The following is an 18,344-nucleotide window of genomic DNA, read 5'->3' as shown; positions in this document are numbered from 1 at the left end:
CACCAGCAAAACCTGTACCAAGTGCGGGCACATCCACACCAAGTTGGGTGGCGCAAAGGTGTTTAGATGCCCGAAGTGCAACCATAGGCTACCACGAGATTGGCAAGGCGCTCTGGGTGTTATGCTCAGGGCTTTGCGGGATACCGCCTTTCTGTTCGGACTCCGTCCGAGTAGCGCGGTCGCGTCAGCGTCGCGTAGTGACAACGGAAACGGACAGAATGCTATCGCTTCACCGCTGAGCAGTAATGCTCAGCAGTGTTCAGCGTAAATGTATCAGGACGGTCAAACATGGCGGCCAAGCAACTGAAGTTCTACTGGAGCCCTCAGTACCAGATCTTTAGCTGTGACGGGGCCAAGCTGGAGGGGCACGGCTCCATCCAAACCAATCCCTCGCATGACCTGGTTCACTTGTTCATTGCCGCCAACGGCAAGATGCCTTGGCAGCCGGTAGAAAGCCGCGAGCAAACCTGCTTTGCCGAGTACAACGCTGTGCTGCTGGAGCACCTTTTGGTCAACTGCTTCAACGCGGCAGCGCTGGGATCCATGGCCCCAGAGCAGATCGTTCCGGAGGCGCGAAAGTTTTTGCAGTGGTTTGTTTCCGAGCATTATGCGCCTTTTCCGGTTTCCGAAGAAGAAGCCTTTCGGCGCTTTGCCGAACACTTGGATATCGAGCGCATGGTGCGGCTATTCCCCTACTTCTACAGCCTGCGCGCCTGGGAGTGCTTCAGCCCCACTTACCGCAACGAGGTTTACGATTTGGAATTCACTTCCGAAGACGATCCGGTCAAAGAAGCCCCGGAATGGGCGGCGGATCCCAATATTTTGGAGACCCAAGAGCTGGTGCGGCAAAAGCTCGCCGAAGCTGTGGCGGAGGCAAGATCGATCCGGCCCCGGCCAGAGCCCGTGTTAGCTTCGCCGCTGTTTAACCCCTCAGCCAAGACCAAGCAGAAGAAAGCCGGGCTCGGCTTTAAGCCCATCCCCACCTGTTGAATAGTTGTGGAACCATCGAGCTCCCCTCATAGAGGGGTTGGGGGTGAGGGGAGAAAACCAAAGCTGACTAGTTTGTGCCGACCACCAAGCGGCAGAAGGCCTTCTTGCCCACCTGCAAAACCCGCCCGTCCAGCTCAGAGGCTTGGGCAAACTCCAGGTCGGGATCCTCCACCTTTTGCCCGTCCAGCCGCACGGCGCCCCCTTGGATTTGCCGACGGGCCTCGGCAGCGCTCTTGCAGAGGCCGGATTCGCGCAGGATGTAGCTCAGTTTTACCGGGTAAGACAAGCACTGGATGGCAAAAGTGGGGATGGATCCCGTTTCAACGAGATTGCCTTGTAACACCAGCGCTTGGGCGGTGCGCTGCGCCTCTTCTGCGGCTTCAGAAGAGTGAAATTGGGCCACGAGGGTCTTGGCCAAGAGGATCTGGCGCTGGCGGGGATCCGCCGGCAGCTCCGAGGGGGGCACCGAGGTGAGCAGCTCAAAGTAGCGCTCCACCAGCTGATCCGGCACCTTCTCTAGCTTGGAGTACATGGTGAGGGGATCCTCGGTCAGGCCCACGTAGTTGTTTTTGGACTTGGACATTTTCTGGTAGCCATCTAAGCCCTCCAACAGGGGCACCGTCAGGCAAAATTGAGGGGTTTGGCCCTTCCACAGTTGCAGCTCCCGGCCAACCAGGAGGTTAAAGCGCTGGTCAGTCCCCCCTAGTTCCACGTCGGCTGCCAGGGCCACCGAATCATAGCCCTGCAGGAGGGGGTAGAGAAATTCGTGGAGATAAATTGGCGTCCCCGAGCGGTAGCGCTGGGCAAAGTCCTCTTTGGCCAACATCTGCCCCACCGTCATCTGAGCCTGCAGCTCGATTAGCTCGCTCAAGGTAAGGCGGGCCAGCCACTCGCTGTTGCGGCGCACCTCCAGCCGGCCAGGGGTGGCAAAGTCCAAAATCTTGGCAGCCTGCTCCAGATAGGTGCGGGCATTTTCCTCCACTTCTGCCGGCGTCAGACGGGGACGCGCCTCCGATTGGCCAGTGGGATCCCCGACCAGGGCTGTAAAATCCCCGATGAGGAGGATGGCCACATGGCCAGCATCCTGGAATTGGCGCAACTTGCGCAAGACCACTGCATGGCCCAGGTGCAGATCTGGCCGCGTGGGATCGATGCCCAGCTTCACCCGCAAGGGGCGATCGGTGGTGGCCAGGCGCTCCGCCAAGGCTGCCGCTCCCCCTGGGAAGACCTCGGCCACTCCCCGCTGCGTGATCTCGGCGATGCGGGGATCTCCCTGGGCTGACGAGACAGCAGTTGGAAATGTTCTCGAAGTTGGCTCCATCCACTTGGCTCGATGAGCACCATGGGCTATTTTAAGCCCATCAAAACCTTCGGGGTACTCTGGCGACGGGGGATAGAGACTGAGGAGGGCAGCTCCCCTTGGGTCTCACAACTAGCGGGGGAATTCCCAAGGCCATTGGGGAACTACTGGGCCCCCCTTTCATCCCCCCGTGTACGAGGGGACAGAGGGGGGTTCGGGAACGCTTGGGGAGATCTGGCGTAGTGACAAGTAGGTGAAGAAGTTAGTGGCCCGTCACTAATTACTAACCACTAGCCACTAGTTAGTAAGTGCTGTTGTGGAACCAAGAACAAGAATCCCCGCCCTTTAGGGATGGGGGGTATGTCGACGCAGGCTTCATAAAAGCTGCAGAGAAGCAGAAAGCTTTCTCCCCTGCAGACCCTGCCAGGATCAGCCGTAGTATCCCTGGTTGATCCGGTTTTCCAGTTGGTTGGCTCCCTCTTGGTACTCCCCAAACACGAAGTTCTCCGCGTTCGCCTTGATCAAGGCCTTCTGTTGCTCCGTCAATTCTGGGATCTGCAGCATGTCCTCCAGGCTGTTGTAGGGAGCATTTTTTACTAGGATGCGGGCCAGGGTGGGATAGAAGCCGGGCAACTGGCGGTAGTTGCGCAGGATGGTGTTGTTCACGTCGATGGGAGTGTCAAGATGTTTCACCGGCGGCAGCTCCGCCGCCACCGCCGGGATCCCCAAGGGGACCAAGCACAGACAGAGCAGCAACAGGATAGACACCAAGGCGGACAGGAGCCGACGCATAGCACCACCTCTCCAGACAGAGTTGAAAGCAGTCATGACAACGCTCAGGGGATAGGTCGCTAACATTCTCCGACCATTTAGTGTCTCATCCCCGCTCCCCCGAATCGAGACCCAGATTCAAATTTGGATCCCGACAGAAACAATTTTTAACAACTATGATCGGGGAATAGCCTTTTGGCGGCTGACCGACTTTCCATCGCTTTTGTTTTGCCCCATGTCCGACTCCACCATCCTCCATCCCCTCAGCCCCTCTGGACGGGAGACGCCTCAACCCCTCTCTGCCGTCGATGCCGAGCTGGAGCTGCTAGAGCAGCGAGAACTCTTCCTCTGGCGGCACATCGGGCCGGACGCCCAGCAAATCCGTCAGATGTTGCACGCCTTAGGGCTGAGCTCTCTACGGGAATTAGTGGATAAGGCGGTACCGGCGGCCATCCGCAGCAGCCGACCCCTGGGCCTGGGATCCCCCTGCAGCGAGCAACAAGTATTGGCGGAGCTGAGGGCGATGGCGGCCCAGAACCAGGTGTGGCGCTCCTTTTTGGGTATGGGCTATTCCAACTGCCTGACGCCGCCGGTGATTCAGCGCAACATTCTGGAGAACCCCGGCTGGTACACCCAGTACACCCCCTACCAGGCGGAGATCGCCCAGGGGCGGCTAGAGGCCCTGCTCAATTTCCAGACGATGGTGATCGATCTAACAGGCAGGGAGATCGCCAATGCCTCCCTGCTGGACGAAGCCACTGCCGCCGCCGAAGCGATGAGCCTGGCCTACACCTTAGCGGGCAAGCAATCCCCAGTTTTTTGGGTGGATCGCGGCTGCCATCCCCAGACCATTGCCGTCGTGCAGACGCGGGCAGAGCCCTTGGGGATCCAGGTGCGTGTGGCCGATCCTTCGCAGTTGGAGCTGGAGAACGGCTTTGGATTGCTCTTGCAGTATCCCAACACCTATGGAGAGATCCGGGATTACCGCGAGCTGGTGGAGCGGGCCCACCAAAGGGGGATGGTGGTGGCCGTAGCTGCCGACTTGCTCAGCCTGACTCTCCTGCAGCCGCCGGGAGAATGGGGGGCGGACATCGTGGTGGGATCCACCCAGCGCTTTGGGGTGCCCCTGGGCTACGGCGGCCCCCATGCCGCCTACTTTGCCACTCGCGAGGCCCACAAACGGCTGCTGCCGGGGCGCCTGGTGGGGATCTCTCAGGATGCTCAGGGCAGGCCGGCCCTGCGCCTGGCTCTGCAAACCCGGGAGCAGCACATCCGCCGCGACAAGGCCACCAGCAACATCTGCACCGCCCAGGTGCTCTTGGCCGTGGTGGCCTCCATGTATGCCGTCTATCACGGCCCCCGAGGCCTGCGGCAAATCGCCGAACGCATCCACCGCCAGGCCCATCACCTAGCGGCCGCGATTCGCCAGCTGGGCTACAGGGTGGGGCCAGAGTATTTCTTCGACACGTTTTGGGTAAGGGCAGAGTCCCCCGCCCAGGTTGGGCAGATCCAAGAGCGGGCCGCCCAGCGGCGCATCAACCTGCGCCGGATCGACGAGATGACCCTGGGGATTAGCTTGGACGAGGCCACCACCGCTCAGGATCTGCGCGATCTCTGGCAGATCTTTGCCGGCTCTGAAGAGCCAGCCTGGGATGTCGAGGGCCTGGGTTTGGATGCCAACCAAAGCCTGCCCCCCCAGCTCTTGCGCACCACTCCCTACCTCACCCATCCGGTGTTCAACCGCCACCACTCGGAAACGGAGCTGCTGCGCTACATCCACCGCCTGCAGAGCCGGGATCTCTCCCTTGTCCACTCCATGATCCCCTTGGGCTCCTGCACCATGAAGCTGAACGCCACAGCCGAGATGCTGCCGATGACCTGGCCGGAGTTTGCCCAGCTCCATCCTTTTGTGCCCCTGGAACAAGCTCGCGGCTATCAAACCCTCTTTGCCCAGTTGGAGCAGATGCTGGCGGAGATCACGGGCTTTGCCGGCGTCTCCCTGCAGCCCAACGCCGGATCTCAGGGGGAATACGCCGGCTTGCTGGCCATTCGCCGCTACCACCAGGCGCGAGGGGAAAGCCAGCGGCAGGTGTGCCTGATCCCCACCTCTGCCCATGGCACCAACCCCGCCAGCGCTGTCATGGCTGGGATGCAGGTGGTGAGCGTGGCCTGCGACAGGGCCGGCAACATCGACCTCGAAGACCTGCGGGCCAAGGTGGAGCAGCACCGGGAACGCCTGGCGGCTTTGATGATCACTTACCCCTCCACTCATGGGGTATTTGAGGAGGGGATCCGCGAGATTTGCCAGATGATCCACGAGGCGGGGGGGCAGGTGTACATGGATGGGGCCAACCTCAACGCCCAGGTGGGCCTCTGCCGTCCTGCGGAGCTGGGGGCCGATGTCTGCCACCTCAACCTGCACAAGACCTTCTGCATCCCCCACGGCGGCGGCGGGCCGGGGGTGGGGCCCATTGCCGTTGCCCGTCATCTGCTGCCGCATTTGCCCGGCCACCCCTTTTTGCCCGGCTGCAACGGCCCGGTCAGCGCCGCCCCCTGGGGCAGTGCCAGCATCCTGCCCATTGCCTGGGCCTACATCCGCCTCATGGGATCCGCCGGCCTTACCCTAGCTACCCAAGTGGCCCTCCTCAATGCCAATTACATCGCCAAGCGGCTGGATCCCTACTACCCGGTGCTCTACAAAGGGCCGGGGGGATGGGTGGCCCACGAGTGCATCCTGGACCTGCGCCCCCTCAAGAAAAGCGCCGGCATTGAGGTGGAGGATGTAGCCAAGCGGCTAATGGACTACGGCTTCCACGCCCCCACCATCTCCTGGCCGGTGCCGGGGACAATGATGGTGGAGCCCACCGAGAGCGAATCCCTAGAAGAGCTGGATCGCTTCTGTGAGGCAATGATCGCCATTCGCCAGGAGATTGCTGCCATCGAGCGGGGCGAGATGGATCCCGTGCGCAATCCCCTTAAACTTGCCCCCCACACCGCCGAGGTAGTGGCCGCCGACCACTGGGATCGCCCCTACCCTCGCTCCCTAGCCGCCTATCCCCTCCCGTGGGTCAAGGAGCGCAAGTTCTGGCCCAGCGTCAGCCGCATTGACAACGCCTACGGGGATCGTCACCTGGTGTGCAGTTGTCAGCCCTGGCTGGAAGGCTAACCCTCAGATCAAGCCGCTTGTGGTTTCACTTGGACCAGCTCTGAGCAAGAGGAGAGGAGTTGCTCGGCCTCTTGCATAAGGCGCTCAGTCTCTGGCAGCGAGGCCAGCACCAGGGGCAGCACCTCCTCATCGGCCTTGACGGCATTCTCGGTTTCTTGCAGGAGATTGATCGAGTCCTCGGTAAGCAGGTCAGCCACCTGCGACAGTTGCGCCTTCAGCGAGGCGTTCTCTCGCTCCAATTGCGCCAGCCGCGCTTGCAGGCTATCCACTTGCCGATCTCGCTCTCCCAGGGCTGCTTCCAGCTCACGGTTGCGGGCCTCCAACGCTTGGCGGGCTGCCTCTGCTTGGTTCAGCCGTTCTGTCAAGCTTGCCAATTCCTCCTCCAAACTGGTGAGGCGACTCAACTGTTGCAAAAGTTGGGCATTCTCTGCTTCCAGTTTTTCAATCAACGCCTGACCGCTCAACAGATCTGCTTTGGTGGACTCCAGCTCGTGACAGACTTGGTCATAGTTGGCAATCAGCTCGCCCAGCCGAGCTTCTCTCTCCCGAAGTTCTTCTCGCAGGGAACGGACCAAGCGATCCCTTTGTTCGACGCCCTGTTGTAACTGTTCGACGTCCTGCCGCAGGATAGGCAGTTCATCCAAAGCTTTCCGGGCCGTGACCAGAAGCCTCCTGAAGCTCTTCTGCAGGCGGCTGTGGGAGTGATCTAATTTGGCGAAGGCTTCGTTGAGCGAGAGATAAGCCTCGCACAGTTTCGTGTAGCGCTGGGCCAGAAAAGTAGGGTGATCCATAATGCAGAGTCCAGGTGGGGGTGCCATGTCCATTTTATGCCGCTCATTCTATCGACCCAAGCCGGAAAAGAGGTTATTCGCTACAACAACCGTGGGATTAATTTTACTTTAAGATTTTCCTCTCTCTGGGCAAACAGCTCACGTCCTGCCCCGACAAGATTCAAACTCTCTGGCAAAAACAAAGGGGCAAAAGCGGCCCTCAAGAGTGGCACATTTTTACCCCTATCGAGGAGATTATAAATTTAGCGTCTGGAGCAAAGGATTCAAAATTAAAACACTAGATATGGTTCAAACGCGCCTAGAGGGAGCATCTCCTGGCTCAGGCAGGCCGCGCATCCGGGATCCCTAGCTTCTCCAAATAGGCGGCTGCCCGCAGCAGTTTGGCTTCTTGATAGGGGGCGGCCACCAGTTGTACGCCAAAGGGCAGGGATCCGCTCTCGCGCAACGGCACTGAAAGCACCGGCAGGCCGATAAACGAGAGGGGCTGAGTGTAGAGGCCGAGGTTGGGCCGGGTGAGAACTTCTACCCCATCGATCACCATCTTCTCTTGGCCAAGTAAGGGGGCAGAGCAGGGGGTGGTGGGGGCAATGAACAGATCGATCTCCTGAAAAATGGTCTGCACCTGCTGGCGGTACCAGCGGCGAAAGCGCTGCGCCTGCAAGATCCAACTGGCGGGCAGCAAAGCTCCGGCCAAAAAGCGATCCCGGGTGGCCGGATCGAAGTCGTGGGGGCGAGTTCGCAAGTTGGGCAGGTGCAGGTTGGCTCCCTCGGCAGCCGTGATCAGGTAGGCGGCGGCGCGGGCGCGCTGGGCTTCCGGGATCCGCACAGTCTGGCGGGCCCCCAGGGCTTGGGCCACTTTTTCTACTCCGGCCAAGATGGGGAGCTCTGCCCCTCGGGCAAAGTAATCATCCGCCACCGCGATGCGCAAGCCTTCGATCCCCTGCCCCAACTGCCCAAAGGTGGGATCCACAGGACGCCGGGTACAGACGGGATCTTGGGGATCCGGCCCTTGCATAACATCGAAGCTGAGGGCAATATCGGCCACCGAACGGGCCAAGGGGCCCACGTGGTCGAAGCTGGGGGCAAACAGAGCCACCCCTGCCCGCGACAGACGGCCATAGGTGGGCTTGAGGCCGTAGACGCCACACAAAGAGGCCGGTACCCGAATCGAGCCGTTGGTGTCGCTGCCCAGGGCAAGGGGCACCAAACCTCCTGCCACCGCTGCTGCCGAGCCGCCAGAGGATCCCCCCGCACTGCGGTTGAGATCGTGGGGGTTGTGGGTGGGGCCGTAGTGGCTGTTTTCGGTGACGAAGCCATAGGCGTACTCGTCCATATTGAGGGTGCCCACCAAGATCGCCCCTGCCTGCTTGAGACGAGCCACCACCGTTGCATCTTGGATGGCCGGGGGATTCTCGCGGTTGATCGCCGAGCCAGCTAGGGTGGTGAGGCCGGCCACGTCAAACAAGTTCTTGACGGCAAAGGGCACCCCTGCCAGCGGGCCCACCGGGATCCCTTGAGCCACCTGTCGATCCACCTGCTCCGCCGCTTGTAAGGCCGATTCCTCCAAGACAGCTGTAAAGGCATTGAGCTGGGGATCCCGCCGGCGAATCCGCTCCAGACAGGCGGCCACCACCGCTTGGGCGCTCACGGATCCCTGGCGGACAGCCCTGGCAATAGAGACCGCGTCAGCGCTGCCGAGAAGGTAGGGATCCCCGGTCATGGCTGAGGGTCAAAGGTGGGATCTGGCTCAACTATCGGCGGCAACGGGAACTCCAGCACCTGTTGAGCAATGGGCAGAAAGCGGGCAAAATTTTCGATCACCCCTGCTCGGTGTTCAGGATGCAGGGGCAGTTGCAGCAGTTGGGCCATCTGGTCGACGTAGGTTTCCGGATCCCAGGGTTGCATGGTTCTAGGGTCAGCAGGCCGGTTGCGGCAAAGATACCACAAGCTCGCCTGCGAACACCACCAGGCAGCCTCCAACAACAAGACCGTCGTTGGCTAGGGAGCGGCCATCTGCACAGCGTTGCCCTGCAGCGACCAGAAGCGCTCGTTGGGCAAGACAGGGCGGGTTATCGCCTGCCGTTCCAGCTCATTCAAAGCAACGCGACGGCTATGTGCAGAGCGATTGGAAGCAGCGCTGGCTTGCAGGCGTTTGCGGAACAGACGCAACTGCTGCTGCTCTGCTTCGGGAGAAACATGCTGGGCAAAGAGGGGATGCAAGATTTTCTCCTCCTGATCAAACTGAGCCCGCAATTGCCGATAGAAGTGAAGGGCAGCAGAAGGATCCACCTGCTGCGGGGTGCGCTCTGATTGGTGCAAAAAGCGCGTCAGCTCTGGAATCTGATCCCGCAGATGTTGCTCCAGCCGCTCAATTTGGTCGCTAAGGTGGGGATCCCCCTGGAGAGCCGACCTGAGCAGGGGGTAGAGAACATGGCGCTCCAGTTGAATGTGGCGGGAGAGGCGCTGTCGCAACCTTTGTACACAGAGGCGTCGCTGCTCCAGATCCAACTCCGGCGCTCGAGACAGGCGAGTCAAAAACTGCAGGATGACGCGGTGCTGCTCAGCACAGAGGGCGATCAGCGTACCGGCAGAGGTTGCTCGCGTCAGCGGGAGGGACTCCTCAGAAGACATGGCAGTTGACAGCAGAGAAGTTTCATCTCAGCTTAACTTTGTCAAGAAATGATGGCCTGCGTAGGGGTATGGAAATGGCCCAGATGTTTTGTATACACCCGGACGGCAATCCCGAGAACGGCTGCCCTGATTTGAACTCCGGCCAGGTATTGCCGCTCCCTAGGCTTGCACGGGCCAACGGCGTTTCCAAGCGGAAGTGGGCTCCAAAGAGGAGGCCTGCTGTTCCTGCTGGCGTTGCAGACGGATTTGCGCTCTATCTCCTTGCAAGGTGGGATCCCGATAGGGCACGGCAGCGCGGGTTTTCAGGTGTTCCCACTCCATGGGCGAGAGGGGCGGCAGGTGATGCGGTTGGGGCGAGGCCACCGTGCCCGGCCAGGGGCGGCCCACCGGCGGCGTCGAGCCAATGAATAGCCCCGCCTCCAGCAAGGCCGCCCGCACCGCCGCCGCACAGGAATAGGTGGCCAGGATCCCGCTGGGGCGCATTCGCTCGGCCACTGCCCGCAAGAAGTCCACCGTCCACAGCTCCGGGCAAACCGAAGGGGAGAAGGGATCCAAAAACACCGCATCCGCCCATCCCGGCGGCACCTGGAGCAGGGTTTGCCGGGCATCTCCCCACAGCAGGGTTCCCCGCCAGCGCGGCGATTGCCAGGATCCCTGCTCGATCAAGTGTTGCCACTCCTGGCCAAAGCTCCAGGTGGATCCCACCCCCACCTGCCAGGCCTGGCGGGGCACCTCTGGGGATCGCTCCAGGCCAATGACTTCCACAGGGCAATCGGGCCGCACCTGCCAAATCGTCTCCAAGGCCAGGCCGGAGTTGTAGCCGAGGCCAAAGCAAATATCCAAGAGGCGAATGGGATCGTCCGGATCCCGCTCCAACGGCAGGCGATCCAGCCGGCAAGGGCGGACAAACTTCTCCAGCGCTTCCTGGGCAGCGCCGCTGGTGTTATGGAAAGCCTGCCCGAACTCTTGGGAGAAAAAGGTCAGGGATCCATCCCCTGTGGTCAACACCTGCCACTGGGTTTCTGCGGTCATGGGCTATTGCAAGTCTCTATTTCCAGCTTGGCGATTCTTTGATAGCTTGAGAACGTTAAGATGAGTTTCGCAGCTCACCGGCAGGGCTTACAGATTCAGCTCTGGCCATCCCTAGCTAGGGGGGTACCTCAGCGGCTATGTCTTTACTGGATTGGTTTGCCGAGCGGCGCAAGCAGACTTCCCTTAACTTGACCGGCAGCAGCCCCTTCGACAAAGAGCGGCAAGTGCGGGAGATCGCCGACGGCCTGTGGCAGAAGTGTCCGGCTTGCGACGCCCTCACCTACACCAAGGATCTGCAGCAGAACTGGCAGGTTTGCCCGAGCTGCGGCTATCACCATCGCATCACGGCCCCGCAGCGGCTGCAGCAGCTTTTGGATCCCGGCTCCTGGCAGCCCCTTGACGAGCACCTGGCCCCCACCGATCCGCTGCACTTTTTCGACCAAAAGCCCTACGCCGAGCGACTGGCCTCTTATCAGGAGCGCACCCAACTTAAAGATGCCGTCTTGACCGGGCTGGGCAGCTTGGAAGGGATCCCAGTGGCGATGGGCGTGATGGACTTCCGCTTTATGGGCGGCAGCATGGGCTCGGTGGTGGGCGAGAAGATCACCCGTCTTACCGAACGAGCTACCCGCGATCACCTGCCCCTAGTCATCTTCTCCGCCTCGGGGGGAGCCCGCATGCAGGAAGGGATCCTCAGCTTGATGCAAATGGCCAAAACGGCAGCCGCTCTGCAAAGGCACCGCGAGGCCGGGCAATTGTTCATCTCTGTGCTCACCCATCCCACCTATGGGGGGGTGACTGCCAGCTTTGCCATGTTGGGGGATTTGATCCTGGCCGAACCCGGCGCCCAGGTGGGGTTTGCCGGGCCCAATGTTATTGAGCAAACCATCGGCAAGGGCAAGCTGCCGGAGGGCTTCCAGACGGCCGAATATCTGCTGGCCCACGGGCTCATCGACGCAATTGTGCCGCGAACCGAGCTGCGCAGGCGCCTGGCCCAGTTGCTGGCCATGCACCGTCCTCGCCTGCGTATGTCCCTTCCCGCCCTCGAGCCGACTTATGCGCTCGATCCGGCCAGGATCTGAGATGGGGAGCCAAGGTTGGATCCCTCTGCCTGCAGGCGGAGCGGCTAGCTCCCCTCTCCCAAAGGGAGAGGGGTAGGGGGTGAGGGATTGCTCCCCGTCTGAAGAGGAAGTGAGGGTAGCTGCCTCAACGCTGGGCCCCGCAGACAATCTCAACCAGTTGGAAATTGCCATGGCAAAGAGGGATACCCTCTCTTTCTGCATAAGAGGGATTTCCTGCCGAGGGGGTAATAGCAGCAACCGATGGTGCTAAGGTGGGGCATGAGGTCTTGACTGGAAACGATGGATTTTAAGCTGCGCATCCGTACTGCCGAAACCCCCCAGGGGCAAAAGCTGGCAATCGTGCCCTTAGAGGGTCGCTTTGACGCCAAAGCCGCTTCTGAAGTCCGGCAGTTGCTGCAGCAGGTTTTGGATTTTGGCTACCACAACCTGTTGATCGACATGTCGGCGGTTACCTTTATGGATAGCTCCGGCCTGGGAGTGCTGATCTCGGCCTTGCGCAAGTGCCGGGCTGCCGGCGGCAACCTCAGCCTCTGTTGCGTTCCCGAAAGTGTCTCCCTTGTCCTCAGCCTCACCTCCATGGAAAAGGTCTTGACCTGTTTTGACGACCTAGAGACGGGCATCGCCAACTTCTCCACCGCTTCTTCCGCTCGCTAGGCCGACATTCCTTTTTGATTTGCTTCGATGCCCTTCCTGCGCTGCTGACCTGGTTCCCAGGATTCGTTGAGAATGCTCAGCCATGCCCCAAACCGGCCTCGATACCTTTCAGCTTCTTTACCAGCACCACCGTGGCCCCAGCTTTTGCGAGCGCATGCTGGCCACGGCTCCTGGGCGCTTCAACGAGGCCTTTTGGCGGTTTTGGCAGCAGCACGTTGAGCCTTGCTTGCCTGCTGCGCCCTGCCTGCTGGATCTGGGAACGGGGCCGGGGTATGTCCTCCGGCAGTGGGCCCAGCGCTACCCCGGCGGACAGTTGATCGGCGTAGATCTGATGCCCTACATGTTGGAGCGGGCTAAAGCCGACCTCAAAGACATCCCCGGCATCCAACTGCTGCAAGCGGACCTCCACGATCCCCATTTGCCCCTGCCCGATAGCAGCGTTGACGCGGCCCAGGCGGTGGTGGTGATCCACGAGATGGTGCAGCCGGTGCGCCTGTTGCAAGCGGTGCGGCGTCTACTCAAGCCAGGGGGACGATTTTTGCTAGTGGACTGGGTGCGCGCCCCCCTCAGCCTCTACTTCGATGCCGCCACCGAGGCCCAACTGTTTCAGCCGGACACCCCCCTAGATACCTTGGTGGATCAATTTACCCACTTCTACGAGCACAACCGCTTCAGCGCCGAGGACTTGGCCTGGCTGTTGGAGAAGGTTGGTTTAAGAGTCGTGGCCCAGGAGCTCTACGGGCAAAATCGCTTTGTGCGTCTTGTGGCCGAAAAGCCCTAGAGGACTTCAAGGATCCGCCGCTCGCCGGACTGCACCTGGGCAAACACCTGCACCTCGGTGCTCATTTTGCGCAGTTGGCGGGCCAACTTAATCGCCTTGTCGCGGGGGAGAGGGGGGCTCACCACCGCCGGCAGACAGCGCAACAGCGGCTTCAGGGCCGTCTTGGGCAGCCGCGCATAAAACGCCAAGGTGGAGAGGATCTCGTCTTCAAAGTAGGGGTTGCGACATTCCAAAAGGCGCACTTGATACAGCTCCGGCGGCAGAGGGCGTCCCTGGGCCAGGCGAATCAGGGATCCCACCGTCCCCATCACATACAGGCGATCCCCCCGCTTCAACACCGTCTCGCCCTCTTTCTGCCAGATCTTGGGGAAAACACAGGGCCGGCCCGGTCGGGAGTGATGCAGCAAAATTGCCAGGTCGTAATCCTGGGCCAGTTGCCGCAGGGACAGCCCCAGGTAAGGGCTGGAAGGCGAGACCTCCAGCAGCGTCACCAGCAGCGTTTCCCCCTCCCAAGTTAAGGTGCCGTAAACGGATCCCACCAGCGCTGCCGTGGCAAAAGCGCGCGCCCCCAGGGCGGTGGTGCTGTAGCTGGTTCCCAGCGTCTGCAGATGCCGCTGCATCCGCGCCGCCACCTGGGGATCGGTAACCCGCAAGATGGTGCGGATCCCCGGTTGCAGGCTGTGGGCGGTCAGGGCGGTCTCGAGGTTGGTGAGATCGTCAGGCGTCGTGCAGATCAGGCAGCGGCTGCTTTGGATGCGAGCCTGTTGCAGCGTGCTGGCCAGAGCGTAGTTGCCCCGAATCACCACCGCCCCCTCCCGTTCCGCCGCTTCCACCAGAGGGTTGTCGCTGTCGGGCTCCACCACCACCACCTCATAGCCCATCTGCCGCAACAACTGCAGCACCAAGTAGCTTAGCCGCCCCAAACCGGCAATCACCACATGATCCGCTTTGGGCATACGGGCGGCTCGGCCCAAGCCAAAGCGGCTGCTCACCAACTTGTCGGTCACCAACCCGTAGATCAACCCCACCAGGGCAGCTCCCACCAAGGTCATGACCACCGCCACCACCTTCACCCCCAGCGGCGTCTCCGCCTGCTGAAAAGCCTCGATGTCGCCATACCCCCCTGTCAACACCACGATGGTCAGCAGCAGCCCGTCAACCACAGATTTGCCGATAATTCTGAAATTAATGACCCCCAGCACCAACATCGCCCCCAAGGTGAAGGTGAGGGTATGCACGATGGGCTTGACCTGCAGCAGTCCCTGCAGGCTTCTGCGCAGCCAAGATAGGAGGCCCCGCCCGAACGACTTGCCTCGCCGTTGTTGTCGCCTGTCTTGCGCCTGTCCGCTGGCCCAGCGTTGGGCCCGCGAAGAGCCGCGCCGCCCGTTGCGCTCCAACAGTTGCAGATAGGATCTGGGGTCGCAGATCACCAAAATGCGATCCCCCTCCAGCAGCTCTGCCTCGTGGTCGAAATCGTCGAAAACCCGAGACTCGGAAAAGTCGGACAGCCCGTCCACCGGGTAGTGGAACAGCACCCGCGCCCCAAAGGTTTCCTCCAGTTCCGCGAGGGGCATGTGCAGCAGACGGGAGTTGTAGCCGATGGTCAGCTCCACCACGTTCCAGAGGGTGGTCTCTTGGGGGGCGCCCAAATAAAGCGGATCGGCCAGCTCCGGCGGCAGCGTGGCCGGCTGAGCCTCCAACTGGGGCAGCTCGAAGTAGCCGACAAATTCGTCCGAGACAGCCTTGAGGGCAAAGGCCGGAGCCGCTAAGCCGGCAACCGATAGGGAAAAATGCTGCGGCAAAATCGAGTCCAGGTAGCGGGCAAGGCCGGTGTTAAACAGACGAGAGACAATGCGCGCCTGCGGGTTGAGATCTCGAATCAAGAGGGCCAGCTCGAAGTTGGCCTGGTCGTTGTCCTCCAGCAGCAGCGCCACCTTGATCCGCTCGATCCCAGCCCGGCGCAGCACCTCCGGCTGATGGGGATCCCCCTCTACGTATTGCCACGGTTCCTTTAACAAAGAAGGCCGCGGGCCAGGAGCCACCACCACCGCGCGCTGTCCAAAGTCTTCCAGAATCTGCAGCGTCAACGCTGCCAAGTCGTTGTAGCCACAGACTAGGAGGAAAGCACCTGGATCCCGGCCATTGTCTTGCAGTTGCTCATCCGGCCCTTGAGAAGGGGAGCCCACCATACTCCACCATCCACCCTGCTCCCTTTATACCCAAGGCAGCTCTAAAACCCCGACCTACCCAAAATATTCCAGTAAGGGATCCCCTTGCCCGGCCAGCCGCATGAGGAGCGACCTTGGCTCTTGTTTCCAGCGAGAGTTGGCGGATCTGAGGCCAAACGGTTCAAAGATGAGAACAACTCCCAACAGCTTGACTCGGTACTTAGGATCCCCTATCATTGCCCCAGAGCAAAGTTCTTGAATAAAAATCTCAATAAGCTTGGCCTAGACAAAGATCAAAAGGCCGGCATTTGGGAAAACTCCCCTGCTTTCAGGGGAGGGACTTTCAAGTGCTTTCTCGGGTAAAGGCATTGCTGACTGGGTCAATGCAGCAGCCTTTCTTGAAATGTTTTTGAGTTTAGGAGTTGGGTATGCGCTTATCGCGACGGCAATTTGTCAGCTGGGCCGCTCTGGGCTCTGTAGCCTTGGCGGCAGGCTCGTTGGGGCGTCCGGCCCGCGGCGCCAACCGGGAGGTGAACCTCTACACCTCTCGGCACTACGGCACAGACGAAAAATTGTACGACCTCTTCAAGCAGAAAACGGGCATTACGGTGAACTGGGTGCAGGGCAACGCCGATGAGATCGTCCAGCGCATCCGCAGCGAGGGAGCCAACAGCCCCGCCGACATCTTCATGACGGTGGATGTTGCCCGGTTGTGGCGCGCTCAGAACGAGGGCTTGTTTCAACCCATCCAGTCGGAGACGCTCTCCAAAAATATTCCCGAGTTTCTGCGGGATCCAGAGGGGTACTGGTTTGGCCTCACCAAGCGGGCGCGGGTGATCATGTACAACAAAGACAAGGTGGATCCCAAGGAGTTGTCCACCTATGAGGACTTGGCAAACCCCAAATGGCGGGGCAAGGTGCTCACCCGCTCCTCCAGCAATGTGTACAGCCAATCTCTGACGGCCTCGATCATCTTGGCGCATGGGATCCCGGAAACCGAAAAGTGGGCCCGCGGCCTAGTGGCCAACTTTGCCCGCCCGCCGGAAGGGGGAGACATCGATCAGATCAAAGCCGTAGCTGCTGGCGTGGGGGATGTAGCCTTAGCCAACACCTACTACCTGGCGCGCTTGATCAAATCCGACAATCCTGAAGATCGGGCCGTAGCGGAAAAGGTGGGCGTCTTCTTCCCCAACCAAGAAGATCGCGGCACGCACGTCAACATCAGCGGCGCCGGAATTTTGAAAACTGCTCCCAACAAAGAGGCGGCCATCCAGTTTCTGGAGTTCCTCTCCGGCCCAGAAGCGCAGGCTATCTTTGCCCAAAGCAACAACGAGTACCCGGTGCTGCCGGGGGCTGAGATCGACTCGGTGGTGGCCAGCTTTGGCACCTTCAAGGGAGACACGATCAACGCCGCCAGCATCGGTCGCGTGACCCCCGATGCCCTGATGGTTATGGATCGGGCCGGTTGGAAGTAGATCATGCCTCCAGGACAGGCCCTGAGCGCAGCCTCCCGTTGGTAGAGCCGCAAACGTTAAGCAGCTTGACAGTTTTTGGCCAAACGTTGATACTCTAGGACGGCGTTGCCTCCGTTCGAGGCCGCTCGGGCCTTTTGTCTATACTTTTTCAAGGTTTCTGGAGGCTCAGCCAATGAAGCAACTGCGCACTGCAGTCTTGTTTTTGCTCCTCCCTTTTTTAACTTCTTCCTACAGCAGTAGCCCGGCAGAGGCCATTGAAAGCCTCCCCGAAAAGGCTCCCGTTCCCAAGCGGGATCTGCTTTTAACCACGGAAAACGGCGTCAAAATCTATAATGGCGGGTTTGGCTCTGGCCTTGCCTTTGATGGCCAGTACTTCTATGCTCTCACCGATCGCGGCCCCAATATCGACGGAGCTGAATCCAACGACAAGATCTTTCCTAAGCCCGACTTTACCCCTCAAGTTGCCAGATTATCCCTGGAGGGCGAGGGCTTCAAGTTAGACAAAGTCATCCTGCTGCAAGACGAAACCGGCAAAAATCTCACGGGGATCCCCAATCCATCTGATTTGGGGGGAACAGGAGAAAAAGCTTACGATCTCAGTGGCAAACAGATAGCGCCGGATCTCAAGGGCATCGATCCAGAAGGCATTGCGGTGGCCAAAGATGGCAGTTTTTGGGTTGCCGACGAATATGGACCTCACTTGATCCACTTCGACGCCAACGGCAAGGCCATCGAGTGGCTAAATCCTTTTGGGAGCGGAGTCGGTGGCAAAAAGCTGCCAGAAGTCTACAAACATCGGCGCCCCAATCGCGGCATGGAGGGGCTGACGCTGACGCCCAATCAGAACTATCTGGTTGGCATCATGCAGTCGCCGCTTTTGAACCCAAACAAAGACGTTCAAAAGACTGCGACCGTTTGCAGAATACTCTTCTATGACCTGACCACGGGCAAGTTTAGGGAATACCTCTACCCTCTGGAGGGAACAGGCACGGCCGTTAGCGAAATTGCCGCCATCACAGACACGACTTTCCTAGTCCTCGAGCGGGACGGCAAAACTCCGGGAGCCGACAAAGACGTAACCAAGAAAATCTACAAAATTGACATCTCTGGCGCTACCGATGTCTTTGATCCTGGCCCAAACGGCCGGTTGGTCGACGGCAAAACGCTGGAGCAGTTGACCCAAGAGGAAAAGGCCGCAGCAGGGATCAAGCCTGTTGCCAAAGAAGAAGTCTTTGACATCACGTCGATCCCCAATTATCTCCACGATAAGCCAGAGGGATTGGTCATTCTCGACGCAAATACTCTGGCGATAGTGAACGATGACGACTTCGGCATTGTCTCGGAAAAAGGCGTGGTTCAGGAGAAAAAGATGCCCTACCTAGACAACAAGCTAGACGAGAACATTGTCTATTTTGTTAAGTTGCCAAAGGGTTTGTTTTGAAAGAGAACCTAGCTGTCAAAAGGGGGAAATTCCCTACGGATTTCCCTTTTTTCTCAGAGCTT

Annotated in this window: 16 protein-coding genes; 8 read left to right on the top strand and 8 right to left on the bottom strand. The window is 60.0% G+C overall.

Translation table 11 applies throughout. From position 1 onward, the window contains the following. Together SYN60AY4M2_RS11630 and SYN60AY4M2_RS11625 are read left to right on the top strand one after the other, a co-directional pair. Positions 1-268 (top strand): zinc ribbon domain-containing protein (locus SYN60AY4M2_RS11630; protein WP_143597326.1); only part of this gene is annotated, 268 nt, incomplete at its 5' end. A 20-nt stretch (positions 269-288) separates the two neighbouring features. Further along, positions 289-990: a hypothetical protein gene (locus SYN60AY4M2_RS11625; protein ID WP_011430909.1), complete on the top strand. Its 702-nt coding sequence runs from the start codon at positions 289-291 to the stop codon at positions 988-990. A gap of 67 nt (positions 991-1,057) precedes the next feature. Here SYN60AY4M2_RS11625 and tyrS read toward each other — a convergent pair whose 3' ends face one another. After that, on the bottom strand, positions 1,058-2,311 hold the full coding sequence (gene tyrS / locus SYN60AY4M2_RS11620) for a tyrosine--tRNA ligase (RefSeq protein WP_099812990.1): 1,254 nt from the start codon (positions 2,309-2,311) through the stop codon (positions 1,058-1,060). 408 nt (positions 2,312-2,719) lie between these two features. Beyond that, on the bottom strand, positions 2,720-3,082 hold the full coding sequence (psbU, locus tag SYN60AY4M2_RS11615) for a photosystem II complex extrinsic protein PsbU (protein ID WP_041438474.1): 363 nt from the start codon (positions 3,080-3,082) through the stop codon (positions 2,720-2,722). A gap of 214 nt (positions 3,083-3,296) precedes the next feature. Here psbU and gcvP point away from each other — a divergent pair, with 214 nt between their 5' ends. Beyond that, a complete protein-coding gene (gene gcvP, locus SYN60AY4M2_RS11610) occupies positions 3,297-6,227 on the top strand; it encodes an aminomethyl-transferring glycine dehydrogenase (protein ID WP_099813342.1) in 2,931 nt (976 codons plus the stop codon). Between the two features lie 8 nt (positions 6,228-6,235). Here the strand turns inward: gcvP and SYN60AY4M2_RS11605 are convergent, their stop codons facing one another. The 5 genes from SYN60AY4M2_RS11605 to SYN60AY4M2_RS11585 form a co-directional block, all read right to left on the bottom strand. Further along, the gene (locus tag SYN60AY4M2_RS11605; RefSeq protein ID WP_240527840.1) at positions 6,236-7,045 is read right to left on the bottom strand and encodes a hypothetical protein; all 810 of its coding nucleotides are present in this window, start codon (positions 7,043-7,045) and stop codon (positions 6,236-6,238) included. A gap of 292 nt (positions 7,046-7,337) precedes the next feature. Further along, positions 7,338-8,738: an Asp-tRNA(Asn)/Glu-tRNA(Gln) amidotransferase GatCAB subunit A gene (locus SYN60AY4M2_RS11600; RefSeq protein WP_011430914.1), complete on the bottom strand. Its 1,401-nt coding sequence runs from the start codon at positions 8,736-8,738 to the stop codon at positions 7,338-7,340. Next, the gene (locus SYN60AY4M2_RS11595; protein ID WP_011430915.1) at positions 8,735-8,923 is read right to left on the bottom strand and encodes a DUF4089 domain-containing protein; all 189 of its coding nucleotides are present in this window, start codon (positions 8,921-8,923) and stop codon (positions 8,735-8,737) included. The genes SYN60AY4M2_RS11600 and SYN60AY4M2_RS11595 overlap by 4 nt, the downstream gene beginning before the upstream one ends. 93 nt (positions 8,924-9,016) lie before the next feature. Next, positions 9,017-9,649: a hemerythrin domain-containing protein gene (locus SYN60AY4M2_RS11590; protein WP_099812986.1), complete on the bottom strand. Its 633-nt coding sequence runs from the start codon at positions 9,647-9,649 to the stop codon at positions 9,017-9,019. 159 nt (positions 9,650-9,808) lie between these two features. Then, positions 9,809-10,681 carry an MnmC family methyltransferase gene (locus tag SYN60AY4M2_RS11585; RefSeq protein WP_099812984.1) on the bottom strand — a complete coding sequence of 291 codons (873 nt, stop codon included), beginning with the start codon at positions 10,679-10,681 and terminating at the stop codon, positions 9,809-9,811. A 137-nt stretch (positions 10,682-10,818) separates the two neighbouring features. Between SYN60AY4M2_RS11585 and accD the strand changes: the two genes are divergently transcribed. The 3 genes from accD to SYN60AY4M2_RS11570 all read left to right on the top strand — a co-directional run bounded on the left by accD (position 10,819) and on the right by SYN60AY4M2_RS11570 (position 13,198). After that, positions 10,819-11,763, top strand: coding sequence for an acetyl-CoA carboxylase, carboxyltransferase subunit beta (gene accD, locus SYN60AY4M2_RS11580; RefSeq protein WP_011430918.1), 945 nt, complete (start codon positions 10,819-10,821; stop codon positions 11,761-11,763). A 279-nt stretch (positions 11,764-12,042) separates the two neighbouring features. Next, the gene (locus SYN60AY4M2_RS11575) at positions 12,043-12,417 is read left to right on the top strand and encodes an STAS domain-containing protein (RefSeq protein ID WP_011430919.1); all 375 of its coding nucleotides are present in this window, start codon (positions 12,043-12,045) and stop codon (positions 12,415-12,417) included. Positions 12,418-12,499: 82 nt separating this feature from the next. Continuing rightward, positions 12,500-13,198 carry a class I SAM-dependent methyltransferase gene (locus tag SYN60AY4M2_RS11570; protein ID WP_099812983.1) on the top strand — a complete coding sequence of 233 codons (699 nt, stop codon included), beginning with the start codon at positions 12,500-12,502 and terminating at the stop codon, positions 13,196-13,198. Here SYN60AY4M2_RS11570 and SYN60AY4M2_RS11565 read toward each other — a convergent pair. Next, positions 13,195-15,387 carry an NAD-binding protein gene (locus tag SYN60AY4M2_RS11565; protein ID WP_011430921.1) on the bottom strand — a complete coding sequence of 731 codons (2,193 nt, stop codon included), beginning with the start codon at positions 15,385-15,387 and terminating at the stop codon, positions 13,195-13,197. The two genes, SYN60AY4M2_RS11570 and SYN60AY4M2_RS11565, sit on opposite strands and share 4 nt — an antisense overlap. Positions 15,388-15,794: 407 nt before the next feature. Between SYN60AY4M2_RS11565 and SYN60AY4M2_RS11555 the strand changes: the two genes are divergently transcribed. Together SYN60AY4M2_RS11555 and SYN60AY4M2_RS11550 are read left to right on the top strand one after the other, a co-directional pair. After that, positions 15,795-16,841: a Fe(3+) ABC transporter substrate-binding protein gene (locus SYN60AY4M2_RS11555; protein ID WP_099812980.1), complete on the top strand. Its 1,047-nt coding sequence runs from the start codon at positions 15,795-15,797 to the stop codon at positions 16,839-16,841. Positions 16,842-17,013: 172 nt separating this feature from the next. Further along, a complete protein-coding gene (locus SYN60AY4M2_RS11550; protein WP_099812978.1) occupies positions 17,014-18,282 on the top strand; it encodes an esterase-like activity of phytase family protein in 1,269 nt (422 codons plus the stop codon). Positions 18,283-18,344: the final 62 nt, after the last annotated feature.

This window comes from Synechococcus sp. 60AY4M2, from assembly GCF_002760375.1.
Lineage (GTDB): Bacteria > Cyanobacteriota > Cyanobacteriia > Thermostichales > Thermostichaceae > Thermostichus.
The sequence above is the reverse complement of the archived record's forward strand: the minus strand, read 5'-3'. Positions and strand labels throughout refer to the sequence as shown.